This is a genomic window from Pseudomonas sp. GM55, from assembly GCF_000282395.1.
Lineage (GTDB): Bacteria > Pseudomonadota > Gammaproteobacteria > Pseudomonadales > Pseudomonadaceae > Aquipseudomonas > Aquipseudomonas fluorescens_CC.
In genome coordinates this window covers 39,598-65,273 of record NZ_AKJJ01000038.1, presented here as the reverse complement: position 1 = coordinate 65,273, position 25,676 = coordinate 39,598, and the positions used below count along the sequence as shown (strand labels likewise).

The 25,676-nt window shown below is 60.6% G+C and carries 22 protein-coding genes and 1 pseudogene; 17 read left to right on the top strand and 6 right to left on the bottom strand.

The features are described 5' to 3' along the window. Nucleotides 1–41: 41 nt before the first annotated feature. Nucleotides 42–491 (bottom strand): hypothetical protein, encoded by a 450-nt coding sequence (locus tag PMI31_RS08640; RefSeq protein ID WP_008017526.1) that lies wholly within the window; start codon nt 489–491, stop codon nt 42–44. A 227-nt stretch (nt 492–718) separates the two neighbouring features. Here PMI31_RS08640 and tssB point away from each other — a divergent pair, with 227 nt between their 5' ends. The 12 genes from tssB to PMI31_RS08580 all read left to right on the top strand — a co-directional run bounded on the left by tssB (nt 719) and on the right by PMI31_RS08580 (nt 12,702). Next, on the top strand, nt 719–1,261 hold the full coding sequence (tssB, locus tag PMI31_RS08635; protein ID WP_008017525.1) for a type VI secretion system contractile sheath small subunit: 543 nt from the start codon (nt 719–721) through the stop codon (nt 1,259–1,261). A gap of 28 nt (nt 1,262–1,289) precedes the next feature. After that, entirely contained in the window at nt 1,290–2,771 is a 1,482-nt protein-coding gene (tssC, locus tag PMI31_RS08630) for a type VI secretion system contractile sheath large subunit (protein WP_008017523.1), read from the top strand. A gap of 76 nt (nt 2,772–2,847) precedes the next feature. Further along, nucleotides 2,848–3,345: an Hcp family type VI secretion system effector gene (locus tag PMI31_RS08625; protein ID WP_007906301.1), complete on the top strand. Its 498-nt coding sequence runs from the start codon at nt 2,848–2,850 to the stop codon at nt 3,343–3,345. Nucleotides 3,346–3,360: 15 nt separating this feature from the next. After that, nucleotides 3,361–3,801, top strand: coding sequence for a type VI secretion system baseplate subunit TssE (tssE, locus tag PMI31_RS08620; RefSeq protein WP_008017520.1), 441 nt, complete (start codon nt 3,361–3,363; stop codon nt 3,799–3,801). Further along, nucleotides 3,785–5,578, top strand: coding sequence for a type VI secretion system baseplate subunit TssF (tssF, locus tag PMI31_RS08615; protein WP_008017518.1), 1,794 nt, complete (start codon nt 3,785–3,787; stop codon nt 5,576–5,578). The genes tssE and tssF overlap by 17 nt, the downstream gene beginning before the upstream one ends. Next, complete coding sequence (tssG, locus tag PMI31_RS08610; protein WP_008017517.1) at nt 5,542–6,567, top strand: type VI secretion system baseplate subunit TssG; 1,026 nt, start codon at nt 5,542–5,544, stop codon at nt 6,565–6,567. The genes tssF and tssG overlap by 37 nt, the downstream gene beginning before the upstream one ends. Nucleotides 6,568–6,569: 2 nt before the next feature. Next, nucleotides 6,570–9,113: a type VI secretion system ATPase TssH gene (gene tssH / locus PMI31_RS08605; RefSeq protein WP_008017516.1), complete on the top strand. Its 2,544-nt coding sequence runs from the start codon at nt 6,570–6,572 to the stop codon at nt 9,111–9,113. Between the two features lie 69 nt (nt 9,114–9,182). Next, nucleotides 9,183–9,377 carry a hypothetical protein gene (locus PMI31_RS08600; protein WP_008017515.1) on the top strand — a complete coding sequence of 65 codons (195 nt, stop codon included), beginning with the start codon at nt 9,183–9,185 and terminating at the stop codon, nt 9,375–9,377. Between the two features lie 106 nt (nt 9,378–9,483). After that, nucleotides 9,484–9,789, top strand: coding sequence for a DUF4258 domain-containing protein (locus PMI31_RS08595; RefSeq protein ID WP_008017513.1), 306 nt, complete (start codon nt 9,484–9,486; stop codon nt 9,787–9,789). A gap of 51 nt (nt 9,790–9,840) precedes the next feature. Further along, complete coding sequence (locus tag PMI31_RS08590; protein WP_008017511.1) at nt 9,841–10,092, top strand: DUF2283 domain-containing protein; 252 nt, start codon at nt 9,841–9,843, stop codon at nt 10,090–10,092. Between the two features lie 44 nt (nt 10,093–10,136). Beyond that, nucleotides 10,137–12,146, top strand: coding sequence for a type VI secretion system Vgr family protein (gene tssI / locus PMI31_RS08585; protein WP_008017509.1), 2,010 nt, complete (start codon nt 10,137–10,139; stop codon nt 12,144–12,146). A 13-nt stretch (nt 12,147–12,159) separates the two neighbouring features. Further along, nucleotides 12,160–12,702, top strand: coding sequence for a toxin-antitoxin system YwqK family antitoxin (locus tag PMI31_RS08580; protein ID WP_008017507.1), 543 nt, complete (start codon nt 12,160–12,162; stop codon nt 12,700–12,702). Nucleotides 12,703–12,804: 102 nt separating this feature from the next. Here the strand turns inward: PMI31_RS08580 and PMI31_RS08575 are convergent, their stop codons facing one another. Further along, nucleotides 12,805–13,200, bottom strand: a complete 396-nt coding sequence (locus tag PMI31_RS08575) for a DUF4280 domain-containing protein (RefSeq protein WP_008017505.1) — start codon at nt 13,198–13,200, stop codon at nt 12,805–12,807. A gap of 189 nt (nt 13,201–13,389) precedes the next feature. Here PMI31_RS08575 and PMI31_RS08570 point away from each other — a divergent pair, with 189 nt between their 5' ends. After that, a complete protein-coding gene (locus PMI31_RS08570; RefSeq protein ID WP_008017504.1) occupies nt 13,390–14,457 on the top strand; it encodes a phosphotransferase family protein in 1,068 nt (355 codons plus the stop codon). Nucleotides 14,458–14,582: 125 nt separating this feature from the next. Further along, entirely contained in the window at nt 14,583–15,350 is a 768-nt protein-coding gene (locus tag PMI31_RS08565) for an SDR family oxidoreductase (RefSeq protein WP_008017503.1), read from the top strand. Between the two features lie 488 nt (nt 15,351–15,838). On the opposite strand, the gene PMI31_RS08560 is transcribed toward PMI31_RS08565, so the two are convergent. From PMI31_RS08560 to PMI31_RS08545, 4 genes and pseudogenes are all read right to left on the bottom strand, one after another. Continuing rightward, entirely contained in the window at nt 15,839–17,332 is a 1,494-nt protein-coding gene (locus PMI31_RS08560) for a helix-turn-helix transcriptional regulator (protein WP_008017502.1), read from the bottom strand. 101 nt (nt 17,333–17,433) lie between these two features. After that, nucleotides 17,434–17,685: pseudogene (locus PMI31_RS08555) on the bottom strand (RNA polymerase subunit sigma-24); the annotation flags it as partial. A gap of 77 nt (nt 17,686–17,762) precedes the next feature. Then, nucleotides 17,763–19,037 carry a Zn-dependent hydrolase gene (locus PMI31_RS08550; RefSeq protein ID WP_008017500.1) on the bottom strand — a complete coding sequence of 425 codons (1,275 nt, stop codon included), beginning with the start codon at nt 19,035–19,037 and terminating at the stop codon, nt 17,763–17,765. Nucleotides 19,038–19,184: 147 nt separating this feature from the next. Then, the gene (locus PMI31_RS08545; protein ID WP_008017499.1) at nt 19,185–20,669 is read right to left on the bottom strand and encodes an NCS1 family nucleobase:cation symporter-1; all 1,485 of its coding nucleotides are present in this window, start codon (nt 20,667–20,669) and stop codon (nt 19,185–19,187) included. Between the two features lie 565 nt (nt 20,670–21,234). On the opposite strand from PMI31_RS08545, the gene hydA reads away from it, so the two are divergent. From hydA to preA, 3 genes are all read left to right on the top strand, one after another. Then, nucleotides 21,235–22,674, top strand: a complete 1,440-nt coding sequence (gene hydA / locus PMI31_RS08540) for a dihydropyrimidinase (RefSeq protein WP_008017498.1) — start codon at nt 21,235–21,237, stop codon at nt 22,672–22,674. Nucleotides 22,675–22,829: 155 nt separating this feature from the next. Then, nucleotides 22,830–24,197, top strand: a complete 1,368-nt coding sequence (locus PMI31_RS08535) for an NAD(P)-dependent oxidoreductase (protein WP_008017497.1) — start codon at nt 22,830–22,832, stop codon at nt 24,195–24,197. After that, nucleotides 24,198–25,472 (top strand): NAD-dependent dihydropyrimidine dehydrogenase subunit PreA, encoded by a 1,275-nt coding sequence (gene preA / locus PMI31_RS08530; protein ID WP_008017496.1) that lies wholly within the window; start codon nt 24,198–24,200, stop codon nt 25,470–25,472. It abuts the gene before it with no gap. The last annotated feature ends 204 nt before the right edge of the window (nt 25,473–25,676 follow it).

Below are 25,676 nucleotides of genomic sequence, written 5' to 3'. Positions count from 1 at the left end.
ACGTCTACGTCGCCGCGCAAACCAGCGGCCTGGCAATGTGTTCACTGCGGAGTATTGCTGACCAGCGTCATCTCGCGACTGTCGAACTTGAGCCAGGCATCGCTCTGGTCATCGAGCCGTAACCGGTGTGCTCCGGGAGTGTTATAGCTGGCGAAGACCAAAAGTCCAGTTGCCCGCTTGCCCCCCAGCGGGAAGGGTTGTTTGTCGATGAACTGGCCGGGCACCAGCTCCAGCCCCCAAACCGTCATCAGTTGCCGGTAGTCGCGCTGGTATTGATCGCGCTCGGCGAACCACTGCCGCGCCGTGATGCCCGACAACTGCTTGAGCAGATCCGGATCATTGACGGCGATGAAATCCACGGCAATCGGAGTGTCGTCGTTTGCCTTCGGCGCGACGTCCAGGGTCAGGTTGTCAAGGTCCACCCGAGGCCCGAAAAACGAGCATCCGGCGAGGGTCAGGAACAGGGCGAAAGCAAAAGAACGTGCAATCAAAATGAATTGTCCTTTTCTCGGATCGGTCCAAAATTGTTTTTCGCTTGCATTTTTATAGACCTGTTCTAGCGTCTTGGATAGTTCGGCCCCCCATGCCGAATGTGGAAGGTTTGTCAAAGGAACGACAGGTCCATCTGCCACCCTTTCTAACCTACGGTCCAGCAAGGGAAAGCGATGAGCGGGCCTCCCGATGCATTGCGCCCGCTCATGCATCGGAGTCAGCCAACATGGCCGAAAGTACTCAGCACAAGCTCGACAGGGTCCGCCCACCCCGGGTGCAAATCACCTACGACGTCGAAATCGGCAACGCCATCGAGAAAAAAGAATTGCCGCTGGTCGTCGGCATTCTGGCCGACCTTTCCGGCAAGCCGCTCGAGCCCCTTCCCAAACTCAATGAACGACGCTTCACCGAGATCGACCGCGACAACTTCAACGAAGTGCTCGCCTCCATTGCCCCCCGCGCCACCTTGCAAGTCACCAATACCCTCACTGGCGACGACAGCAAGCTCAACATCGAACTCAACTTCAAACACATCGACGACTTCGACCCGGTGAAGGTCGTCGAACAGGTGACCCCGCTGCGGCGCCTGTTCGAAGCCCGTCAGCGTCTGCGCGACCTGCTGACCAAACTCGACGGTAACGATGACCTGGACAAACTGCTGCGCGACGTCATCGCCAACACCGAAGGCCTGCAAGAGATCAAGTCTGCCCGTCCGGACACCGCCGCCTCCGCAGGCGATAGCGAAGCACCGGCCGAACCGCAAGCCTGATCACTCATTCACTTAGGGAGATGTCGCCATGCCCGCTTCAGCCAGCGCCAACACCAGTGAAAGCACCACGCAAAGCCTGTCCCTGCTTGACCGCATCATCGCCGAAGGCCGCATGGCCCATGACGATAGCCAGCAGGACTATGCCCGCGACATGCTCGCGGAGTTCGCCACCCAGGTCCTCGACGAAGGCATGGCCATCGACAAGGACACCGTGGCGATGATCAACGACCGCATCAGCCAGATCGACCAGTTGATCAGCGCGCAACTCAACGAGGTATTGCACCACCCCGAGCTGCAGAAAATCGAAGCCTCCTGGCGCGGCCTGCACCTGCTGGTGCAAAACACCGAAACCAGTTCCCGGTTGAAATTGCGCCTGCTCAACGTCACCCAGAAAGAGCTGCAGAACGATCTGGAAAAAGCCGTCGAGTTCGACCAGAGCGCACTGTTCAAAAAGATCTACGAAGAGGAGTACGGCACCTTCGGTGGCCACCCGTTCAGCCTGCTCGTTGGCGACTACACTTTTGGCCGGCACCCGCAGGACATCGGCCTGCTGGAAAAACTGTCGAACGTCGCCGCCGCCGCCCACGCCCCGTTCATTGCCGCCGCCAGCCCCCGGTTGTTCGACATGAACAGCTTCACCGAACTGGCCGTGCCCCGTGACCTGTCGAAAGTGTTCGAGAGCCAGGAACTGATCAAGTGGCGCGCCTTCCGCGAAAGCGAAGACTCGCGCTACGTATCGCTGGTGCTGCCGCATTTCCTGCTGCGTTTGCCTTATGGCCCGGACACCTCGCCGGTGGAAGGCATCAATTACGTCGAGGACGTCAACGGCAGCGACCACGGCAAATACCTGTGGGGCAACGCCGCCTGGGCCTTGTCGCAGCGCATCACCGAAGCCTTCGCCAAATACGGCTGGTGCGCGGCGATTCGCGGGGCTGAAGGCGGCGGCGCAGTCGAAGGCTTGCCGGCCCATACCTTCCGCACCACCTCCGGCGACCTGTCGCTCAAGTGCCCGACCGAAGTGGCCATCACCGATCGCCGGGAAAAAGAGCTCAACGACCTGGGGTTCATCGCCCTGTGCCACAAGAAAAACAGCGACGTGGCCGTGTTCTTCGGCGGCCAGACCACCAACAAGTCCAAGCTCTACAACACCAATGAGGCCAACGCCAATGCGCGGATCTCGGCGATGTTGCCGTACGTGCTCGCAGCCTCGCGTTTCGCGCATTACCTGAAGGTGATCATGCGCGACAAGGTCGGCAGTTTCATGACCCGCGACAACGTACAGACCTATCTCAACAACTGGATAGCCGACTACGTGCTGATCAACGACAACGCGCCGCAGGAGATCAAGGCGCAGTACCCGTTGCGTGAAGCCCGGGTCGATGTGACGGAAGTCGCGGGGAAACCGGGCGCCTACAAGGCCACGGTATTCCTGCGGCCACACTTCCAGCTTGAAGAGCTGACCGCCTCGATCCGCCTGGTGGCCACCCTGCCGCCACCGGTCGCCGCCTGACCCGCACCGCTCCCGTCGGCCAGCCCGGCGGGAGTTCCCCTTTATCTAGCGCGATATCCTTCAGGAGTTTCATGCGATGGATGCAATCATTCTCGACCTCGGCGGCGACATCAAAGGCGACAGTCTGCTCGAGGGCTACAAGGACAAGATCGAAGTCATGTCCTACAGCCACAACGTGGCCATGCAGGTGACCAACGACGTCAGCAACTCGGAACGGACCTCCGGCAAGCCGCACATCGGCGAGTTCACGCTGACCAAATTCGTCGACAGTTCCACACCCTCCCTCAATGAATACTGCTGTGCCGGCAAACCGATCCCGGAAGCCAAGATCACCATCGGCCGCAACGCCGCCGAAGGCAGCGGTCAGTTGATGCCGTTCATCATCTACACCCTGACCAACGTGGTGCTGTCCAACGTCAGTGTCAGCGGCGGTACGGGTGGCAAGCCAGTGGAAACCCTGTCGCTGAACTTCACCAAAATCAAATGGGAGCTGACCGCGCAGAAAGACGACGGCACCAAGGAAGGCACGGCCGCCTCGACCTGGGACATGGCCGCCAACAAGCTCGTCAAGTAACCGGGCGCATCGGCCATGGCAGGCTCACTCCTCCCGCCGCTGTTCGAGCGACTGGCCGCAAGCGAGGTCGACACGCTGCACGTGTTCGACCTCCAGGACCTGCTCGACTCGGTCCGCACGGAATTGCTGCGCCTGTTCAACACCCGACGCGGCCCTCGTGCCCTGACCTCGCCACCGAGCATTCTCGACTACGGCCTCGCTGACTGGACCGCCCTGCAACAGCAGCGTAGCGATGACCGACGGCAGTTGACGCGGGAAGTGCGCGAGGCCATCAGCCATTTCGAACCACGCCTGAAACTGGGCGAGGTTCAGGTCAATCCAGTCCCCGACCATCCGCAGCAACTGAGCATCCGCCTGCTCGGCGAGTTGCGCAGCGGCCAGCAGCATTGGCCCGTGGCATTTGTCATCGAGAAGGCCAGCGATGGCCTTGAGGTGCGTCATGAGCGACTCGATTGATCCGCAACTGCTCGATTACTACCAGCGGGAACTGACCTGGCTGCGCCATGCCGGTGGCATTTTCGCCGAGCGCTACCCCAAGGTGGCCAGGCGGCTGGAGTTGTCCCCCGACGAATGCCCCGACCCCCACGTCGAACGGCTGCTTGAAGGATTCGCACTGTTGGCGGCCCGCCTGCAACGCCGGCTCGATGACGATTACGCCGAATTCAGCGATGCCCTGCTCGAACAACTCTATCCATTGGCGATGCGCCCTCTGCCGTCCTGCGCCATCGTGCAGTTCCAGCCGGACCCGGGCAAAGGCAATCTCGACGGCGGCTACCCATTGCCTCGCGACACGCCGCTGTTCGTCACCACCGGCAAAGGCGAAAGCATCCACTTTCGCACCAGTGCACCCGTGCGTCTGTGGCCGGTGGAAATCACCGAAGCGTTGCTGCTGGGCAGCGATGAAGCCCAGGCCCTGACCGGCGTTGTCCAGGCGCGTTCGGCGTTGCGCCTGGGCTTGCACTGCCTCGGCGACAGCCAGTGGTCAACGCTGGGCATCGAACAGTTGCGCGTCCACCTGTGTGCATCCCCGGTGGTCAACGCCTGCCTCTACGATCTGCTCGGTGCCCATGCCGTGAAGGTTCTGGCCGGCCCCGTCGGCAGTGTGCCGAAAGCCCTTGCCGGGCTGCCGCAAATCGTCGGTTTTGCCAGCGATGAAGGTTTGCTGCCGGACGAGGACGGCGTGCACCCCGGCATGCGTCTGCTCGCCGAGTACTTTGCCTTCGCGGACAAATTCAACTTCTTCGACCTGCCCCTGGCAGGCGCCACCAGCGACAGTCAGGCGCTGTACCTGTACATCGTCTTCGACCGCGCCCCTGCCAACCGCCTGCACCTTCAGGCCAGCGATCTTGCACTGGGCTGCACGCCGGTGATCAATCTGTTTCCTCGAACCTCGGAGCCGCTGCGCCCGGACGGCACCCGCAGTGAATACCGCCTGGTCGCCGACAGCCACCGGGAAAACAGCGTCGAGATCCATAGCATCCGGGCGATGCGTGCCACTTCCAGTCGTGGGGTTCAGCGAGTACCGGCCTACTACGGCAGCCAACATGGCGGCACCGATAAACAGTGCTACTGGCATGCCCGCCGTGTCAGCGGCATGACCCCCAATCGCCTTGGCACCGACCTGCTGGTGAGCCTGGTGGACACTCGATTCGACCCGTTGTCCGAGGCCGTCGGCTACAGCCTCACCGCGGAACTGCTCTGCACCAATCGGCACCTGGCGCAAAGCCTGCCAGCCGGCACACCGTTAGGCTTTGAGCGTCCTGGCCCCGTGGCCTGGGCACGCCTGCGCAACCCGCCCAGCCCGCAAAGTGTGCCGCGACTGGACGGCGAGTCGCGCTGGCGGCTGGTCTCGCAACTGACCCTCAATCATTTGTCGCTGGTCGAAGGGCCACAGGCGCTGGACGCGCTCAAGGAAATTCTCCAGCTGCACAACCTGCGTGACGAGGCCAGCGCCTGGCGGCAAATCGAAGGCTTGCTCAGCCTCGGTTGTGAACGCGTCATCGCCCATGTCGGCGAAGACGCCTGGCGTGGCTGGCGTAATGGGCTGGAGGTGCGCCTGCAACTCGACCCGCAGCATTTCGTCGGTAGCAGCGCGGTGTTGTTTTCAGCAGTGCTTGCGCAGTTCTTTTCACTCTATGCCACCGCTAACCGTTTTGTGCGCACGGTGCTGGTTCAATCAGACAGGGAGGTGAAGACATGGCAACCCCAAGCCGGCATGCCACTCTCCCTCTGAGCCTGAGCCAACGACTGCGCCGGGATCCCCAGGGGTTCGAACTGTTGCAGGCACTGTTGCTGCTGGAGCGCGAACATCCGCAAGCCGAATCACTGGGCAGCGGCACCGCCCCGCAAGCTGAAGCACTGCGCTTGCGCGGCCCGTTGACGCCGCTGTTTGCCGCCAGCGAAATCGAAAGCCTGACCCAGCAACCCGGCCAGCAACCGGTCCTCAGCACCCCGGTGTTCGGCCTCGGCGGTCCCGACGGCCCGCTGCCCTACGCCTATCAGGAATGGTTGCAGCAACGCGCGCGGGCCAAGGATTACGCGCCCGCTGAATTTCTCGATCTGTTTCAGCATCGGTTGCTGAGCCTGCTGTACAAAGTGATGCGCAAACACCGGATTGCCCTGGGGTTCACCGCCCCCGGTGCCTCGGCAGTTCAGGCGCAACTCAGGGCATTGACCGGCCTGCTGCCCAAAGCCTTGCGCGAGCGTCAGGCCGTACCCGATTGTGCCGTGCTGGCGTGCAGCGCGCTGTTCGCCGATGGCCGCCGCTCCCTCGCCGGTTTTGCAGCCATCGTGCGTGAGCAATTCGAACTGCCGGTTGAGCTGGGCGCCTATGAAGGTGCCTGGCGCGAGATCCCGCCCGCCAGTCGCAGCCGCATGATCCCCGGCGGTCGCAATCTGCAACTGGGTCGCACGGCAGTGGCCGGCACCCGGGTCTGGGATGAACACGCCGGCTTCCGCCTGACCCTTGGCCCGCTGACCGCTGCCCAGGCGGCGCGGTTCCTGCCCGATGGCGAATCTCACCCGGTACTGGCCAGCCTCAGCGCACTGTATTTTGGCCCGGACCTGGATTGCACCCTGGTGTTGCTGGTGCGCGGCGCCGGCCCAATCAGACTCAGCCGCCAGGCACCGGCACTGCTCAGCTGGAACGGTGGTTTGCAACGCCAGACCAGCCTGGCGGTGCAACGCATCGAAACCCGTCTTCGTCAGCTGGAGATCACCTGAACATGGAACTGGCCAGCCTGATCGGACGCCTCAATCCAGACAACCGCCGCGCCCTGGAACGGGCCGCGCAACGCTGTCTGCAGCGAGGCCACCACTACGTGGAAATCGAACACCTGCTGCTGGAGTTGCTGGACATCGAGGGCGGAGACTTCGCCTATCTGCTGCCGCGCTTCGGCCTGGAGCGCGACGCCTTGACGGCGGAAATCAACAAGGCGCTGGAGCTCTTCAAATCCGGCAGCACGCGCACCCCGGCATTGTCGTCGCACACCACCGGGTTGCTCGAAGATGCGGTGGTGCAGGCCAGTGTGCTGGGGCTGGAGAGCATTCGCTCAGGGTTGCTGCTACTTGCCTTGATTGACCGCGACGAGCGCCGCAGCCTGTTGCTCAACAGCGCTTCATCACTGTTGAAGATTCCCCGGGAGGCTTTGCGCAGCAACCTGCTGGAATGGACCGAAAATTCTCGCGAGCACGTCGGCGGTAAACGTGCGGTGACTGCCGGCAACCCGGCGCCGAAACAGGACTCGGTGCTGGACCAGTTCACCCAGGACCTGACAGCCGACGCCCACGCCGGGCGCATCGACCCCATCGTCGGCCGCGACGGCGAGATTCGCCAATGCATCGACATCCTGCTGCGCCGCCGGCAGAACAACCCGATCCTGGTCGGCGCGCCGGGCGTGGGCAAGACCGCCGTGGTCGAAGGCCTGGCCCTGCGCATCGCTGCCGGTGATGTACCGCCGTCCTTGCAGGACGTCAGCTTGCGTGTGCTCGATCTCGGCTTGTTGCAGGCTGGCGCCGGGGTCAAGGGCGAGTTCGAGCAACGCCTCAAAGGAGTGATCGACGCCGTACGCAGCGCGGAAAAACCAATCATCTTGTTCATCGACGAAGCCCACACCCTGATCGGTGCCGGTGGCGCGGAAGGCGGCAGCGATGCGGCCAACCTGCTCAAGCCGGCCCTGGCCCGTGGCGAGTTGCGTACCCTGGCCGCCACCACGTGGCTTGAATACAAAAAATACTTCGAGAAAGACCCGGCCCTCGCCCGCCGTTTTCAACTGGTACAAGTGGAGGAACCGGACGAAACCACTGCGGTGGAAATGCTCCGCGGGGTTGCCGCCAAACTCGAACAGCACCACGGCGTGCAAGTGCTCGACGCGGCCATCCATGAGGCGGTGAAACTGTCCCATCGCTACATCTCCGGGCGCCAGTTGCCAGACAAAGCCATCAGCGTGCTCGACACCGCCTGTGCCCGGGTCGCCCTCGGCCAGCACGACGTGCCGCCACCGCTGGAAAGCCTGCGTCACCGCCAGAACAGCCTCAGCGACGAAGTCGAACGTCTGCGCCGCGAACAGGCCACCGGGCTCGATCACCGCGAGCGCATCACCCTGCTTGAAACCGAATCCGTGGCTAATGTGCAAGCGATTCGCGAACTGGAAGTACGCTGGAATGAAGAACGGGTTGCGGTGCGCGAACTGCTGGAAACCCGCAGCGAATTGCTGACCTTGAGCGAACGCGCCGACAGCGACAAACCGGACGAAGCCATCGACAGCCGCATCGATCATCTGGCCGCCGAACTGGTACGACTGGAGGCCGGGCTCGACGCGATCCGCCAGGACGACCCGCTGGTACCGGAACAGGTCGACGGAAAAACCGTCGCCGCCGTCATCGCCGGCTGGACCGGCATCCCGGTCGGCAAAATGCTCGCCGACGAAGCCCACGCCGTGCGCACCCTCGGCCAACGCATGGGGTTGCGCGTCATGGGCCAGAGCATCGCGCTGGGCACCATCGCCCAGCGCCTGCAGGCTTACCGCGCCGGCCTCACCGACCCGCAAAAACCGGTCGGCGTGTTCCTGCTGGTCGGCCCTACTGGCGTGGGTAAAACCGAAACCGCCTACGCCTTGGCCGATGCGCTCTACGGCGGCGAACGCAACCTGATCAGCATCAACCTCTCGGAATACCAGGAAGCCCACACCGTCAGCCAACTCAAAGGCGCCCCGCCCGGTTACGTCGGTTATGGCAGCGGCGGCGTACTGACTGAAGCGGTACGGCGTAAACCCTACTCGGTGGTGTTGCTCGATGAAATCGAAAAGGCCCATCCGGATGTGCTCGAAGCCTTCTACAACGTGTTCGACAAAGGCGTGATGGAAGACGGCACTGGATTGGTGGTGGACTTCAAGAACACCGTGATGCTCGCCACCAGCAACGTGGGTGCCGAACTGTTGCTCGACACACCGGTGGCACAACTTGGAACCGATACCTTTAACGAGGCCTTGCACAAGGTGCTGCTGCAAGCCTTTCGCCCGGCCTTTCTGGCGCGGATGACCGTGGTGGCGTATCGGCCGCTGGATGAAGCGACGCTGGAAGGGATTGTGTTGGCGAAGCTGGAGAAACTGCGTGGCCGGTACAAGGCTGCGACCGGTAAACAGTTTGAGTTCGATGCCGGAATTGTGCAGGCGGTGTTGGCCAAGTGCAGTGCGGCGGGTGCAAGGGATGTAGAGAACGTATTAATGACCCAGGTGACTGGGAAACTGGCGGAGTGGGTGCTGGAGTGAATACAGGATGCAGCCCGCCCCGTCCTTAGGGCAATGCCAACCAATGCAGTGAAAACAAGGAGTGTTTATATGGCATTTACAACCACACAACTGGCGGCTCGGATCAATAGCAGCCGCACTGACCCGCAACGCTGGGCCGACTCAACCCCGCAAAATCAGGGGGCCATTGTAGCGGCCTTCACAACCGACTTTAACAACCTACAAGCCTGGATCACCCAGGCAGGCGAAAATAAATCTGCCCCCTTTTTTCTTTTTTTACTGTAATGACGCAGATGACGAAGAACTTTATTCAGTGGGAGCTGGAATAAAAATACATTGTCCAGTCCCTGATCCGACAGCCTCACGAAAACACTGTAACTCAGGAGGAGATATGCCACTAACCTACTCACAGCACGCCATTGATCGCATGTATGAGAGAAGCATAACCACGTCTTTTGTGGAGGCAACCGTAGGCGCAGGAAATTATGTCTTACAGGCACACAACACCAGACTTTACAACGCCACATACCAGTATCAAAGCACCATAGCCATTCCTGTACTAAACTATTTTGGCCAGCAATTATTCGACATCTACTACATGCCTCTTTTTAACTATCAGGTGGTTTTAAATACATTTTCAGTTTCCGTCGTTACAGACGCAGCTGGCACACATGTAGTAACGGTCTGGTGGACATAACATTAAAACACCCCAGCCAGATTAAAACTTCTAAAGCAACGAGGAAGCATAATGACAACGCAAATTACCAATAACCCAGACTCCAACTCAGCCTACATGAAGCTCTCTAAAGAAAAGATCGCCTACACCCTGCCTATCGATGAAGGAGTTCTTGCTGACTACGACAAAAATGGAATTGTTGTGGGAATAGAAGTTATATTTTTTTCGCAATGGAAAAATCTGAACTGGAGCGAACTTCAAGCGAAAGCCATGCAAAAAACAAAAGGTAGCGCTCAGAAACCAATCCCTAAGATGTCTAAATAAATGTCATATAACTTTGTTACCCCATAAGTATTTAAAGGTTCGCGATGCCCAGGTTCACCGACAGCAACACGTCCCTTTCCCTCACCGCTTCTTCGCTGTCGGCGCTTTACCCTGAGTCGCTGTCCGGCGAAGAAGCGCTCAATTCATTGGGCTCGCAAACCCTCAACGGCCTCAATGACGGCGCTTCACTTACGCTGACCAGTGCCGTCGCCACCCATGTCACAACGACTCTGCACAACGACGCCCTGACCCGTCCGATGGATGCATTGGTCGCCGAAATCCGCCAACTCCCCGCCGATGCGACCGCCGAACGCTATCAGCTTGTTTTAAGGCCATGGCTCTGGTGGCTTACGCTGGCCAGCAATAACCGCGTGTTTCAGAACCTCAGCACTTCAGACATCGTCACCACGATTTTCAAGGCCCACGGCTTCACCGATTTCACGCTGAAACTCACCGGCAGCTACACCCCGCGCGAGTACTGCGTGCAGTACGGCGAAACCGATTTCGCCTTCGTTTCACGGCTGTTGGAAGAGGAAGGGATTTTCTGGTTTTTTACCCACGAAGACGGCAAGCACACGCTGGTACTGGGGGACAGTAACGATGCCTTCCCAATAATCCCGAACGGGCCGAACGTAAAATATCTCGGCCAGCAAATGGGCGAGCGCGAACTGCATGGCATTCGCTCCGGCCAGGTGTGCATGCAAGCCGTAGCCGGCGTCTATCAGGCGACGGATTACGAGTTCACCACACCGACCACTTCGCTCTACAGCCAGGCCGAAGCAATCGCCGGGCCACGCTCGATGTACGAGCATCCTGGCGGCTACAACGCCAAGGCGCGGGGTGATGCGCTGACCAAGCAGCGCATCGATGGATTGCGCAGTCAGGAGAAACGCTTTGTCGGTGAGAGCGACTGCCGCTGGCTGGTGCCGGGGCATTGGTTCACGCTGGCCGGTCACGATGACACAACCCTGAATATCGATTGGGTGGTGACGACGGTGACTCACGAAGTCAGCCACGATAACTACCGCAACCGCTTCGAAGCGATCCCCAAAGCCACGCCTTACCGCCCGACTCGAATCACGCCCAAGCCGCGCATGCACACGCAAACAGCAATTGTGGTCGGCAAGTTGGGCGAAGAAATCTGGACCGACGAATACGGCCGCATCAAATTGCAGTTCCCCTGGGACCGCGACGGCAAGAACGACGAAGCGAGTTCGTGCTGGGTGCGAGTGGTATTGCCCTGGAGCGGCAAAGGGTTCGGCATGCAGTTCGTGCCGCGGATCGGCCAGGAAGTGATCGTGACTTTTATCGACGGCGACCCCGATCGACCACTGGTGACCGGTTGCGTCTACAACGGTGACAACGCCCTGCCCTATGCGCTGCCGGCCAATCAGACCCAGTCCGGGATCAAGACCCAGTCGTCCAAAGGGGGCGGCGGTTTCAACGAGTTGCGCTTTGAGGACAAGAAGGACGCCGAAGAGGTGTTCCTGCAGGCGCAGAAGGATCTCAAGATCAACGTGCTCAACGACACCACTGCCACCGTTGGTCATGACGAAACCTTGACGGTGCAGAACGCGCGCACGCGCACAGTGAAGGAAGGCGACGAGACCGTGACCCTGGAGAAAGGCAAACGCAGCGTGACCATCCAGACCGGCAGCGACAGCCTTGACGTGAAGGACAGCCGCACGGTGAAAGTCGGCGCCGACCAGACTCACAGCACTGGAGGCAACTACAACCACACGGTCACCGGCAACTACAGCCTGACCGTGGACGGCAACCTGACCATCAAGGTGACCGGCACCCTGACCCTGCAAAGCGGCGGCAGCTTTGCGATCAAGAGCGGCGCGGACCTCGCCGCCGAGGCCGGTACCTCGATCAGCCAGAAAGCCGGCACCTCCCTGAGCAACCAGGCCGGCACCTCGCTGGAAAACAAGGCGGGCACGACGCTGACCAACGATGCAGGGATCAGTCTGATGAACAAGGCCGCCGCCGAGCAAACCGTCGACGGCGGCGGCATGCTGACCATCAAGGGCGGCCTGGTGAAGGTCAACTAGGGAGGGTTACGCAATGACATCAAGCAAACTTGATCTGGAGCGTGGCGACAGCCACCTCGACGGGCGCTTGCTTGAAGGCCGACTGGAAGGCCCGCTGCGCATCAAGGACGCCGGTCGACCTCAGGCGAACCTGAGCTACAGCCAGGGCGAGCTACAGGGCACGAGCCTGCTGTACTACCCCAATGGCAATGTCTCGGCGCAACTGCCTTATGTGCGCGACAAATTGCACGGTGTGGCCAGTTTCTTTACGCCCGAGGGCGGGTTGCAACGCAAGGCGACTTATCGCCAGGGCCTGCTCCACGGTGAAACGAACAACTACTTCCCAGACGGGCAACTGGCCGAAACGCAGTTTTACCGTGATGGCGTGCGTGAGGGGCGGTATCAGCGGTTTCACCCCAACGGAAAAACCGCCGTCGAGGCGCGGTATCTCAACGGTCAGTTACTGGAACCGGCACAGGGTTTCGCTGCCGATGGGCGACCGCTGGACGCCGAAGGCAAGCCGATCTCGAGGGTACGCTGGTGGCTCAGGCGCTGGAGTGATCCTGCCGAGGCCTGAAGCCTTGTATTGACTCAGATGCCCCCATCGCGGGCAAGCCCGCTCCCACAGTGAGCACTGTTGCTCACAAATACTGCACTCACAGAAGGACCCCAGTGGGAGTCAGGGAATGAGCATCTGCATCTGCCCGGGCATGACAATTTTGATCACCCCGGCCCAGTTGCACATCAACGTGCTGTTGGCGTCAATCGCCGGCAAGTTGCCCAGCAGCACCGTAGGTGCCCCGCCCGGTATCCAGGGTGTGGCGGTCGCCGGGATGCAGGGCATCGGTGTCAGCACACCCAGCGCCGCCGCAGTGGCGGCCGCAACCGTCGGGTTGGCCAGGCTCGTACACACACCAAAGGGCATGATGTTGACCAGCGGGATGTGATCCATGATGTTCGCCGCCGGCAGGCCAGCGGTCAGTGTGCGATTGACCGGCAGCACGTTGAGCACGGCCGGCGCCGCGCCAAAGCTGCATTGCAGGGTGGCGGTGGCACAGACTTGCGGACAACCCATTTCAAACCTCCTTCCTGGAAGCACCATGCCCCTGAACCATAGTCCGCCGGGCGTGTTCTCGCACATCAGGAACGCTGATTATCCTGCAACACGCTAACCTATAAGACCGTGCCACGCTTGTGGCACTCACGTCTCAGCATTAGATTAGCCAATAGTTCAAGGCCTCCAGAATAAGCAGAAGGGATAAGCATGGCGCTTAACGACCAGTCCACCCGTATCCGCACCGGCGAAGAGCTCGATGCCAGCCTGATCGATCCGTACCTCAAGGCCCATATTCCAGGACTCAGCGGCTTGCCACGGATCAGCCAGTTTCCGGGCGGTGCTTCAAACCTCACCTACTTGCTGGAATACCCCGAACAGGAATTCGTCCTGCGTCGCCCACCCTTCGGCCACAAGGCCAAGTCGGCTCACGACATGGGCCGTGAATTCCGCATCCTCAATCAACTGCGCGACGGTTTTCCGTACTGCCCCAAAGCCTATGTGCACTGCACCGACGAATCGGTGATCGGTGCCGAGTTCTATGTCATGGAACGGGTCAACGGCATCATCCTGCGCTCGGACCTGCCGCCGGAACTGGGCCTGGACTCGGCGAAAACCGAAGCCCTGTGCAAGAGCTTCATCGACAAGTTCGTGGAACTGCATCGCGTCGACTACAACGCCTACGGCCTGGGCGACCTGGGCAAACCCGAGGGTTATGTGGCGCGGCAGATCAAAGGCTGGAGCGATCGCTACGAAAAAGCCCTGACCCCTGATGCACCGCAATGGGACGTGGTCAAGGCCTGGCTCAACGACAAGATGCCGGCGGACCATCCGACCTCCAGCATCGTGCACAACGACTACCGCTTCGACAACGTGATCCTCGACCCGGCCAACCCGATGCAGATCATCGGCGTGCTCGATTGGGAACTGACCACCCTCGGCGATCCGCTGATGGACCTGGGCAACACCCTCGCCTACTGGATCGAAGCCAATGATCCGGCGCCGGTGCAGATGATGCGCCGCCAGCCGAGCCATGCGCCGGGCATGTTGACCCGCCGCGAGTTCGTCGATTACTACGCCGAACGTTCGGGCATCCGCATCGACAATTTCGACTTCTACTACACCTACGGCCTGTTCCGCCTGGCCGGCATCGTGCAGCAGATCTACTACCGCTTCTACCATGGCCAGACCCAGGACAAACGCTTCGCGCAGTTCATTCACATGAACAAGCTGCTGGAGCAGATGAGCCTGCAGGTCATCCACAAATCCAATCTGTGAACCTGATTCTGCTCGATTACACAGAACCCTGTAGGAGCGAGCTTGCTCGCGAAGGTCGCTAACGATAACGCGCGCTCACTGACCCGACACAGTGCCCCCTACCGACTCAATAACAAGGAAAACCCATGTCCAAGACTCAGTTGTTCGACCTCGACGGCAAGATCGCTTTCGTCTCCGGTGCCAGCCGTGGCATCGGTGAAGCCATCGCCAAACTGCTGGCCCAGCAAGGCGCCCACGTGATCGTGTCGAGCCGCAAGCTTGAAGGTTGCCAACACGTGGCCGATGCGATCATCGCCGCTGGCGGCAAGGCCACCGCCATTGCCTGCCACATCGGCGAAATGCAGCAGATCAGCCAGGTTTTCGCCGGCATCAAGGAACAGTTCGGCCGCCTCGACATCCTGGTCAACAACGCCGCGACCAACCCGCAGTTCTGCAACGTGCTGGACACCGACCTCGGCGCCTTCCAGAAAACCGTCGACGTGAACATCCGCGGCTACTTCTTCATGTCGGTCGAAGCCGGCAAGCTGATGCGCGAAAACGGTGGCGGCAGCATCATCAACGTGGCGTCGATCAACGGTGTTTCGCCGGGCGTGTTCCAGGGCATCTACTCCGTGACCAAGGCTGCGGTGATCAACATGACCAAAGTCTTCGCCAAGGAATGCGCGCAGTTCGGGATTCGTTGCAACGCCCTGTTGCCGGGTTTGACCGACACCAAATTTGCTTCGGCGCTGGTGAAGAACGAAGCCATCCTGAACACTGCGTTGCAGCAGATCCCGTTGAAACGAGTGGCGGATCCGAGTGAGATGGCTGGGGCGGTGCTTTACCTCGCCAGCAATGCTTCCAGCTATACCACTGGGGTTTCGTTGAATGTGGATGGTGGGTTCCTGTCCTGATCCTGCGCTAACCACGGTCAGGCAGATTCCCCCCTTGTGGGAGCTTACTCGCTCCCACAGAGGATCCGCGCTTGACCGAAATTACTGCGTGACGCAGCGAGTCGTGGTGGTGATTCGAGTCACCTGCCCGTCTTCGCCTTTAACATCGCCCAGGACATCGGTTTTATCCATGGCCTGACAGGTGCGTTCGGGAGGGGGTGGAGTGACCGCTGGAGGGGGTGGCGGACTGGCACAGCCGCCGAGAATCGCCACGCAGAATGCCAGCGACATCGGTGAGATAACGCGTTTCCCAAGAATTTTCATCGGTTGACCCGCGATTAGTGATCGACACATTTTTGTGACAACAGAACCGGCACGGAAAATCCACACACCTGTCACAAAAATAAATATCTGCGAATCACTTGTAGTTCAGCCGGGGACCGATGCCAGTAAAACCTGGCAGTTCTTACATCACCGGGTCGACACATCAATTTGCACCCTGCGCCTTATCACGGCCCCTTTGGCCGCCACTCATTCGAGAACAGCCCCCGCTCCCGCGCCCAGACAATCGCCTCGCTGCGGCTATGCACATCGATTTTCGAATACACCGCCGCCACATTATTGCGCACCGTGTTCGGTGCCAGGTTCAGGCGCGCAGCGATTTCCTTGTCGGCCAGGCCTTCACATATCAGGCTCAGCACATCGTGCTCACGGGCGGTCAGGTCGGTGCAGGACACGCCGGGCAATTTCGGTGAGTTGACGCGCTTCACGTTGGCGAGTTTTTCGATCAGCGTGCGGCTGAACCACGAGGCATCCTTCATCACCTCTTCGATGGCCGCCACCAGCTCCAGCTCAGTGCGCTTGCGCTCGGTGATGTCTATCAGCACCAGCAGATAGCACCGGTTGTCCTGAATGTTCACGGTGTCTGCCGACACCGCGCAATCGATCAGCCTGGCGTCCTTTCGACGTACGCGTAGATCGATGCGGTCCAGGCTTGGGGATTTATCCAATGCTGCGAAAAGCCGGATGCGTGCTCCCTTGTCGTCGATGAAGTCGATCTGCGCGACGCTCTTGCCGAGGACTTCTTCGCGGGAGTACCCGAGGGAACCGAGGAAGGCTTCGTTCACATCCAGCACCACTTGATCGCGGGCAGCGCAGACCAGGATCGGCACCGGGGAAAGGCGAAACGCCTTGGCGAAGCGTTCTTCGCTCTGGCGCAGGGCAGCTTCGACCTTGCGTCGCGGCTCCATGTCGACGAAGGAAAACAACACGCAGGCTTCGTCGTTGAGCTCCAGTGGCTGGCCGGCCACGATCACTTGCTTGCTGCCACCGTCGGGCAAGCGCAACTCGGCCTGCATCTGCGGTATGGTCGCGCCTTCGCGCAAGCGCTGCCTGGCCAGCTCCTTGTTCTCGGCCTGGTCCAATACGTCCAGCTCATAGGTCGAGCTGCCAATCACCTGATCCCTGGCATAGCCTGTCATCTCGAGGAACCCGGGGTTGACCTTGATATAGCGCAAGTCGCTGAGACGGCAGATCACAGCGGGGGCCGGGTTGGCGGCAAAGGTTTTCTCCAAACGCTGCTCGGCGCTGGCCCAGTTGGTGACGTCGTCCATGATCAACACCAGCGATTCCGGCTCGCCACGGCTGTCGGCCAATACCAGGCTGCACACGCGATGTACCCAGGTACGCGCTTCGTCCACCGCCGACGTCACTTCCACCAGCACATCGCTGAACGTCTCGCCACGCCCCACCCGGTTGATCGGGTAGCTGTCGACTGGCACTGCATGATTGTTGCGATAGCGCAGGGCGAAGCGCTTGGCATACGCCTTGGCGTTGGCACCCAGGTCGCTGACTTGCGCAATACCGTGCATCGCCAGCGCCGCCTCGTTGGCCCACAGAATGCTCTGGTCGGGATCGAGCAGTATCACCCCGTCGGACAGACCGGCGATGATCTGCTGTAGCTGCCGGCGATTGGTTTGCGTGGTCAAAACGTCCTGGCTCATGGCGACTCCACAAGTAGGGGGAACCTGTGAAGAGTAAGACCGCAGACCTGTCTGATCGTGCGAAGAACCTGTGGGATCTTCATCATTTTCGGGATGTCTGACTAGCGTACGTTCAGCGCCGCCTCCAGCCCCGCCAACTTGTCCGGATTGCGCATGATGAAGATCCGGCACACCCGCCCCGCTTCATCGAAGCCAAAGGTCATCGACGCCGTGATAACGCCGTCAGCCTTGATGACGACACCTTGGGCACCATTGATTTCAATGGGCAGCCATTCACACGACTGCCAATAGGTGTGCAACGACTGAGCGATGAAATCCAGCACGCGTGCGATACCCGACAGGGTTTCAAGGATTCAACAGGATGACGATTGAGGGTTGCGCGTTGTGACGTGCGCCAAACAATTCAGCGCACGTCACAGGGTTCAGACCGTCACGCCCCCTTGGCCACCGCCGCCGAAGCCGCCAGCATCGCCCGCAACAGCACCGCACACCCGGCCGCCAGGTCATCCGGCGCGGCATTTTCGATTTCGTTGTGGCTGATGCCGCCTTCGCACGGCACGAAGATCATCCCGGCCGGGCCGAGTTCGGCGAGGAAGATCGCGTCGTGCCCTGCGCCACTGACGATGTCCATGTGCGAAAGGCCCAGGCCTTGGGCGGCGCCGCGTACTGCTTCGACGCAGCCCTTGTCGAAGTACAGCGGCGGGAAGTCGGCGGTTGGAGTCAGTTCGAACGTCAGGCCGTGTTCTTCGCAGGTGGTTTCGATGACTTCGCGTACTTCGGCGATCATCGAGTCCAGGCGTGCCGGTTCCAGATGGCGGAAGTCCAGAGTCATGCGTACTTCGCCGGGGATGACGTTGCGCGAGCCGGGATAGGCTTGCAGGCAACCGACAGTGCCGCAGGCGTGGGGTTGATGGCCGAGGGCAGCGCGGTTGACCGCACCGACAATCACCGCGGCACCGACCAGGGCATCCTTGCGCAGGTGCATCGGGGTCGGGCCGGCGTGGGCTTCGACGCCGCGCAGTTTCAGGTCGAACCATTTCTGCCCGAGGGCGCCCATGACTACGCCTATGGTCTTGTGTTCGTCTTCAAGGATCGGGCCTTGCTCGATGTGGGCTTCGAAATAGGCGCCCACCGCATGGCCACTGACCTGACGCGGGCCAGCGTAGCCGATGGCGTTCAATGCTTGCCCCACGGTGATGCCTTCGGCATCGACCTTGGCCAGGGTTTCCTCGAGGGTGAATTTTTCGGCGAACACGCCGGAGCCCATCATGCACGGGGCGAAGCGTGAACCTTCTTCGTTGGTCCAGACCACCACTTCCAGTGGCGCGTCGGTTTCGATGTTGAGGTCATTGAGGGTGCGCAGCACTTCGACGCCGGCCAATACACCAAAGCAGCCATCGAACTTGCCGCCGGTGGGCTGGGTGTCGATGTGGCTGCCGGTCATCACCGGCGGCAAGTCGGGATTACGCCCGGGCCGACGGGCGAAGATATTGCCGACGGCGTCGACGCTGACGGTGCAGCCGGCATCGATACACCATTTGACGAAGATGTCCCGGGCCTGGCGATCGAGATCGGTCAGGGCCAGGCGACACACGCCCCCCTTGACCGTGGCGCCAAGCCTGGCCAGTTCCATGAGCGACTGCCACAGGCGGTCACGGTTGATGTGCTGATGGCTGGACTGCAGAACGTCGACGGCAGCGTTCATGATGATCTCCTCAGGCAGTTCTTATGAGTTTTTCAGGTATTTCTCTGGTGTTTTTCAGGTCGTCTTCGCTGGCAAGCCAGCTCCTACAGGTTTTGTAAGCACCCGGGAACTCTGTAGGAGCTGGCTTGCCAGCGAAGAGGCCATCACTCACACCGCAGATTTCGCGACAGACGGACTCGGCCGCATCACACTCAACCCGTAATAAATCAGCCCCCCAAGGGCCGAGCCGGTAAACCAGCCATAGCTGTAGAACCAGCTGAACGCATCGCTGCCCAGGGACAGCAGCGTCAACACCACCGGTACGCCGAAGGCCATGAAGCCGCACCAGTTCCACGCCGGATACACGTCATCGCGGTACAGGCCGGCAAGGTCCAGTTGCTGTTTCTTGATCAGGAAATAGTCCACCACCATGATCCCGGCGATCGGCCCCAGCAGGCTCGAATAGCCGAGCAGCCAGTTGGAATAGACGGTTTCCAGACTGAGATCCGAGACAATCAGGCCAAGCTTTTTCAGCAGTTCATGGGCCATCAACGCCAATCCGACGAATCCGGTAAGCAGCACGGCGTTGGTGCGGTTGATGACCTTGGGCGCGATGTTCTGGAAGTCATTGGTCGGCGACACGATATTCGCTGCGGTATTGGTCGACAGTGTGGCGATGATGATCAGCGCCATCGCCAGCGCGACCCACACCGGGCTCTGGATATGGCCGATCAGGGTCACCGGATCGGACACCGTGACGCCCACCAGTTTCACCGAGGCGGCGGTCATCACCACACCCAGGGAGGCGAACAGGAACATGGTCAGCGGCAGGCCTATGATCTGCCCGACAATCTGATCCTTCTGGCTTTTTGCGTAGCGACTGAAGTCCGGAATGTTCAGCGACAGCGTGGCCCAGAAGCCGACCATCGCCGTCAGCCCGGCGGCGAAGTAACTGGCCACCCCGGCGCCTTCGGGACGTTTGGCCGGAATCGCCAGCAATTCGGTCATCGACACGTTGGGCATGGCCCAGACCAGAAGGCCTACGCCCACCAGCACCAACAGCGGTGCCGACAGGGTTTCCAGCCATTTGATCGACTCGGCGCCGCGAATCACCACCCACAGGTTCAGCGCCCAGAACACCATGAAGCCGATGACCTCGCCAGTACCGCCGAGGGACTTCCAGCCCTCGAACACCGAGCCGAGGAACAGGTGAATCGCCAGCCCGCCGAACATGGTCTGGATACCGAACCAGCCACACGCCACCAGGGCGCGGATCAGGCACGGTATGTTGGAGCCGAGCACGCCGAAGGACGAGCGCAGCAACACCGGAAAGGGAATGCCGTACTTGGTGCCGGGAAAGGCGTTAAGCGTCAGGGGGATCAGCACGATGATGTTGGCGAACAGAATCGCCAGCAGCGCTTCACCGACGGTCAGGCCGAAGTACGCGGTCAACACCCCGCCGAGGGTGTAGGTCGGCACGCAGATCGCCATGCCCACCCATAACGCGGTGATGTGCCATTTGTTCCAGGTCCGTTCGCGCACCCTGGTCGGTGCTATGTCGTGGTTGTAACGGGGACTGTCGAGGACATCGCTGCCGGCTTCCAGCTCGAACAAGCCGTCGCGCTCGGTCACTTGCGATCTGATCTGTTGCATGGCCGCTCCACTGTTCTTTGAATTATTTTTTTGCTCATCGGAGGTTGGCGGCATCAATAAACGTGCCGGGTGCCCCGGTTGCGCATCGGGCAGTTCCATAAACACTTTGTAAACAACTGATGTTTATCAGTTTTATTGGGTCAACGAGGCAATCCTCGGTGCAGTCCTCAGTTGCATGCCTTGCCACTCAGGCCGAATGCCAGCCAAGTTGTCCGAACAGTCAGGACTCAATCTGGTGCATTGATCTTTTTTTCAAAGTCGCGCATCAACCATAGACCATCCACAAACGGCTGATTTCACATGAGAAATCTTGACCATATTTCGAACCTGTCAAGTGCGTCAAAATGGTGAGCAGCCTCACCATTTTGGTGATTTCCGTATTTAATCTTTATTAATCAATCAGTTAATAACTGAATAAGCTTATAAAAAATATTCTTGCCGATTCTGGAAACTGCAGCTAGCGTTTAATCCTGTCAGCACTGACAGGAATCAATCTGTACAGGCTGTTTATATATAAAACATCTAGAACCGGCATAAGCCGGTCATTGCCTGCGAGGAACTCGGAATGTCTCTGTTGATCCGTGGCGCCACCGTTATTACCCATGATGAAAGTTATCGCGCCGATGTGTATTGCGCAGACGGCGTGATCAAGGCCATCGGCGAAAACCTCGATGTTCCTCCAGGGGCCGAAGTGCTCGACGGCAGCGGTCAATACCTGATGCCCGGCGGCATCGACCCGCACACCCACATGCAACTGCCCTTCATGGGCACCGTGGCCAGCGAAGACTTTTACAGTGGCACGGCGGCGGGACTGGCCGGCGGCACCACCTCGATCATCGACTTCGTGATTCCCAATCCGCAGCAATCCCTGCTCGAAGCCTTCCATCAGTGGCGCGGCTGGGCCGAGAAGTCGGCGTCGGACTACGGCTTTCACGTCGCCATTACCTGGTGGAGCGAACAGGTCCGCGAGGAAATGGCCGAGTTGGTCAGCCAGCACGGCGTTAACAGCTTCAAGCATTTCATGGCCTACAAGAACGCGATCATGGCCGCCGATGACACCCTGGTGGCGAGTTTCGAACGCTGTCTGGAACTGGGCGCGGTGCCGACCGTTCATGCGGAAAACGGTGAACTGGTGTATCACCTGCAACGCAAACTGATGGCCCAGGGCATCACCGGGCCGGAAGCGCATCCATTGTCGCGGCCGTCACAGGTTGAAGGCGAGGCCGCGAGCCGGGCGATCCGCATCGCCGAAACCCTGGGGACGCCGCTGTATCTGGTTCACGTTTCGACCAAGGAAGCCCTGGATGAAATCACCTACGCCCGGGGCAAGGGCCAGCCGGTGTACGGCGAAGTGCTGGCCGGGCACCTGCTGCTGGACGACAGCGTCTACCGCGATCCCGACTGGCAAACCGCTGCCGGATACGTGATGAGCCCGCCGTTCCGCCCTCGCGGCCACCAGGAAGCGCTCTGGCATGGCCTGCAATCGGGCAACCTGCACACCACCGCCACTGACCACTGCTGCTTCTGCGCCGAGCAAAAAGCCGCTGGCCGCGACGACTTCAGCAAGATCCCCAACGGCACCGCCGGCATCGAAGATCGCATGGCGGTGTTGTGGGATGAAGGGGTGAACACCGGACGCTTCTCGATGCAGCAATTCGTCGCGCTGACGTCCACCAACACGGCCAAAATCTTCAACCTCTACCCACGCAAAGGCGCGATCCGCGTCGGTGCCGATGCCGACCTGGTGCTGTGGGACCCGCAAGGCACACGGACCATTTCCGCCAAGACCCATCATCAGCAGGTGGACTTCAACATCTTCGAAGGCAAGACCGTGCGCGGCGTGCCCAGCCACACCATCAGCCAGGGCCGCGTGGTCTGGGCCGACGGCGACCTGCGGGCCGAGCGTGGCGCCGGGCGCTACATCGAACGGCCGGCGTACCCGGCGGTGTTTGATTTGCTGAGCAAGCGGGCGGAGTTGAATCAGCCGACTGCCGTGAAACGCTGAGAGCGGCCTTCGGCCTATCGCTGGCAAGCCAGCTCCTACAGTTTGAAATGCATTCCCCTTGTAGGAGCTGGCTTGCCAGCGAAGGCGTCGTCACAGACACCGAAAAAACAATGCCCATCAGAGGCAGCACCTCAATTCACCGTGAGGCCAAAACCGTGATCAAGACCCTGACTCATCTTCCGCATCCCTACGAGAGTGCAGCCGCCCTCGCCAGCCACTTCACCGATCTGGCGCCGCCGCTCAACGAGCGCCAGGCTCACCTGGAGGCCTCGCGCTGTCTGTATTGCTACGACGCGCCCTGCGTGAATGCCTGCCCGAGCGAAATCGACATTCCCTCGTTCATCCGCAACATTGCGCAGGACAATGTGCAAGGCGCCGCGCAGAAGATCCTCTCGGCCAACATCCTCGGCGGCAGTTGCGCCCGGGTGTGCCCGACGGAAATTCTTTGCCAGCAAGCCTGCGTGCGCAACAACGCCCACGAGTGTGCGCCGGTCATGATCGGCCTGTTGCAGCGCTACGCCGTGGACAACGCCCACTTCAGCGCCCACCCGTTCCAGCGTGCTGCCGCCACCGGCAAACGCATCGCCGTGGTGGGCGCCGGTCCGGCCGGCTTGTCTTGCGCCCACCGCAGTGCCATGCACGGGCACGACGTGGTGATTTTCGAGGCGCGGGAAAAGGCTGGCGGTCTCAACGAGTACGGGATCGCCAAATACAAACTGGTGGATGACTACGCGCAACAGGAGCTTGAGTTCCTGCTGGAAATCGGCGGGATCGAAATTCGCCACGGGCAGAAGCTCGGGGAGAACCTGACCTTGAGCGAACTGCAGCAACAATTCGATGCGGTGTTCCTCGGTCTCGGTCTCAACGCCAGCAAACAATTGGGCCTGGCCCACGAAGATGCGCCCGGCCTGCTCGCCGCCACCGACTACATCCGCGAACTGCGCCAGGCCGATGACCTGACCCAACTACCCCTGGCCGACCATTGCATCGTCCTCGGCGCCGGCAATACCGCCATCGACATGGCGGTGCAAATGGCCCGCCTCGGCGCCCGTGACGTGAACCTGGTGTACCGGCGCGGTACCGAAGACATGGGCGCCACCCATCACGAACAGGACATTGCCAAGGCCAATCAGGTGCGGCTGATGACCTGGGCACAACCCGAAGAAGTACTGCTCGATGACCACGGCCGCGTGCGCGGCATGCGTTTCGCCCGCACCCATCTCGTCGAAGGTCGCCTGCAAACCACCGGTGAAACCTTCGAACTGGCCGCCGACGCGATCTTCAAAGCTATCGGCCAGGCCTTCGACGGCAGCGCTCTCAGCGATCCGCTGGCCCGCGAGCTCAAGCGCCAGGGCGAACGCATCGAAGTCGATGAAAACCTGCGCACCAGCATCCCCGGGGTGTATGCCGGCGGCGACTGCACCAGCCTCGATCAAGACCTGACCGTGCAAGCGGTGCAACACGGCAAACGCGCCGCCGAGGCGATCAACGCTCAACTGATGCTCAACGTGGAGGCTGCGTAAATGGCCGATCTATCGATAGTCTTCGCCGGCATCAAAGCACCCAATCCATTCTGGCTGGCCTCCGCGCCACCCACCGACAAAGCCTACAACGTGGTCCGCGCCTTCGAGGCGGGCTGGGGCGGCGTGGTCTGGAAAACCCTGGGTGAAGACCCGGCGGCGGTCAACGTGTCGTCGCGCTACTCGGCGCACTTCGGGGCTAACAGGGAGGTGCTCGGTTTTAACAACATCGAACTGATCACCGACCGCTCACTGGAGATCAACCTGCGGGAAATCACCCAGGTCAAAAAGGACTGGCCGGACCGCGCGCTGATCGTGTCCTTGATGGTGCCCTGCGTCGAAGAATCCTGGAAAAACATCCTGCCGCTGGTGGAGGCCACCGGTGCCGACGGCATCGAGCTGAACTTCGGTTGCCCCCACGGCATGCCGGAACGGGGCATGGGCGCAGCGGTCGGCCAGGTACCGGAATACGTGGAACAGGTCACCCGCTGGTGCAAGACCTATTGCTCGCTGCCGGTGATCGTCAAGCTCACGCCGAACATCACCGACATCCGTGTCGCCGCCCGCGCAGCCCACCGTGGCGGGGCCGATGCGGTGTCGTTGATCAACACCATCAACTCGATCACCAGCGTCAACCTTGAACGCATGGTCGCCAACCCCATGGTCGGTGGCCAAAGTACCCACGGCGGTTACTGTGGCTCGGCGGTCAAGCCGATTGCCCTGAACATGGTCGCCGAAATCGCCCGTGATCCGCAGACCCAAGGCCTGCCCATCAGCGGCATCGGCGGCATCGGCAACTGGCGCGACGCGGCGGAATTCATCGCGCTGGGCAGCGGCTCGGTGCAGGTGTGCACGGCGGCCATGCTGCACGGCTTCCGGATCGTCGAGGAGATGAAGGACGGCCTGTCGCGCTGGATGGACAGTCAGGGCTACACCAGCATCTCGGAGTTTTCCGGCCGCGCGGTGGGCAACACCACGGACTGGAAGTACCTGGACATCAACTACCAGGTGATCGCGAAGATCGATCAGGACGCGTGCATTGGCTGTGGTCGTTGCCACATCGCCTGTGAGGACACCTCTCACCAGGCCGTAGCCAGCCTCAAGCAGTCGGATGGCACTCACAAGTATCAAGTGATCGATGAGGAGTGCGTGGGCTGCAATCTGTGCCAGATCACCTGCCCGGTGCAGGACTGCATCGAGATGGTGCCGGTGGAGACTGGCAAGCCGTTCCTGGACTGGAATCATGATCCGAGGAATCCGTATCACGTCACAGCTTGAGTTCAGCGGCGTCTGAACGGACGCCATCGCGGGCAAGCCCGCTCCCACAGGTATCTCTGGTGTACACAACATTTGCGTACGACATGAATCACTGTGGGAGCGGGCTTGCCCGCGATGAGGCCAGCAGCCACACCACCCAACCTCAGGGCTCCAACCCAATCCCCCGCAAAATCACACACAGCACCCGTTATTCTACTGATTCGC

What these genes read in the sequence shown, in the direction of transcription:
- tssG (WP_008017517.1), top strand. Translation starts at nt 5,542, where the DNA reads ATGGCAACCCCAAGCCGGCATGCCACTCTCCCTCTGAGCCTGAGCCAA.
- preA (WP_008017496.1), top strand. Translation starts at nt 24,198, where the DNA reads ATGGCCGATCTATCGATAGTCTTCGCCGGCATCAAAGCACCCAATCCA.
- PMI31_RS08595 (WP_008017513.1), top strand. Translation starts at nt 9,484, where the DNA reads ATGCCACTAACCTACTCACAGCACGCCATTGATCGCATGTATGAGAGA.
- PMI31_RS08590 (WP_008017511.1), top strand. Translation starts at nt 9,841, where the DNA reads ATGACAACGCAAATTACCAATAACCCAGACTCCAACTCAGCCTACATG.
- PMI31_RS08625 (WP_007906301.1), top strand. Translation starts at nt 2,848, where the DNA reads ATGGATGCAATCATTCTCGACCTCGGCGGCGACATCAAAGGCGACAGT.
- PMI31_RS08560 (WP_008017502.1), bottom strand. Translation starts at nt 17,332, where the DNA reads ATGAGCCAGGACGTTTTGACCACGCAAACCAATCGCCGGCAGCTACAG.
- PMI31_RS08600 (WP_008017515.1), top strand. Translation starts at nt 9,183, where the DNA reads ATGGCATTTACAACCACACAACTGGCGGCTCGGATCAATAGCAGCCGC.
- tssE (WP_008017520.1), top strand. Translation starts at nt 3,361, where the DNA reads ATGGCAGGCTCACTCCTCCCGCCGCTGTTCGAGCGACTGGCCGCAAGC.
- tssC (WP_008017523.1), top strand. Translation starts at nt 1,290, where the DNA reads ATGCCCGCTTCAGCCAGCGCCAACACCAGTGAAAGCACCACGCAAAGC.
- PMI31_RS08565 (WP_008017503.1), top strand. Translation starts at nt 14,583, where the DNA reads ATGTCCAAGACTCAGTTGTTCGACCTCGACGGCAAGATCGCTTTCGTC.
- PMI31_RS08580 (WP_008017507.1), top strand. Translation starts at nt 12,160, where the DNA reads ATGACATCAAGCAAACTTGATCTGGAGCGTGGCGACAGCCACCTCGAC.
- tssF (WP_008017518.1), top strand. Translation starts at nt 3,785, where the DNA reads ATGAGCGACTCGATTGATCCGCAACTGCTCGATTACTACCAGCGGGAA.
- tssB (WP_008017525.1), top strand. Translation starts at nt 719, where the DNA reads ATGGCCGAAAGTACTCAGCACAAGCTCGACAGGGTCCGCCCACCCCGG.
- PMI31_RS08550 (WP_008017500.1), bottom strand. Translation starts at nt 19,037, where the DNA reads ATGAACGCTGCCGTCGACGTTCTGCAGTCCAGCCATCAGCACATCAAC.
- hydA (WP_008017498.1), top strand. Translation starts at nt 21,235, where the DNA reads ATGTCTCTGTTGATCCGTGGCGCCACCGTTATTACCCATGATGAAAGT.
- PMI31_RS08545 (WP_008017499.1), bottom strand. Translation starts at nt 20,669, where the DNA reads ATGCAACAGATCAGATCGCAAGTGACCGAGCGCGACGGCTTGTTCGAG.
- tssI (WP_008017509.1), top strand. Translation starts at nt 10,137, where the DNA reads ATGCCCAGGTTCACCGACAGCAACACGTCCCTTTCCCTCACCGCTTCT.
- tssH (WP_008017516.1), top strand. Translation starts at nt 6,570, where the DNA reads ATGGAACTGGCCAGCCTGATCGGACGCCTCAATCCAGACAACCGCCGC.
- PMI31_RS08575 (WP_008017505.1), bottom strand. Translation starts at nt 13,200, where the DNA reads ATGGGTTGTCCGCAAGTCTGTGCCACCGCCACCCTGCAATGCAGCTTT.
- PMI31_RS08570 (WP_008017504.1), top strand. Translation starts at nt 13,390, where the DNA reads ATGGCGCTTAACGACCAGTCCACCCGTATCCGCACCGGCGAAGAGCTC.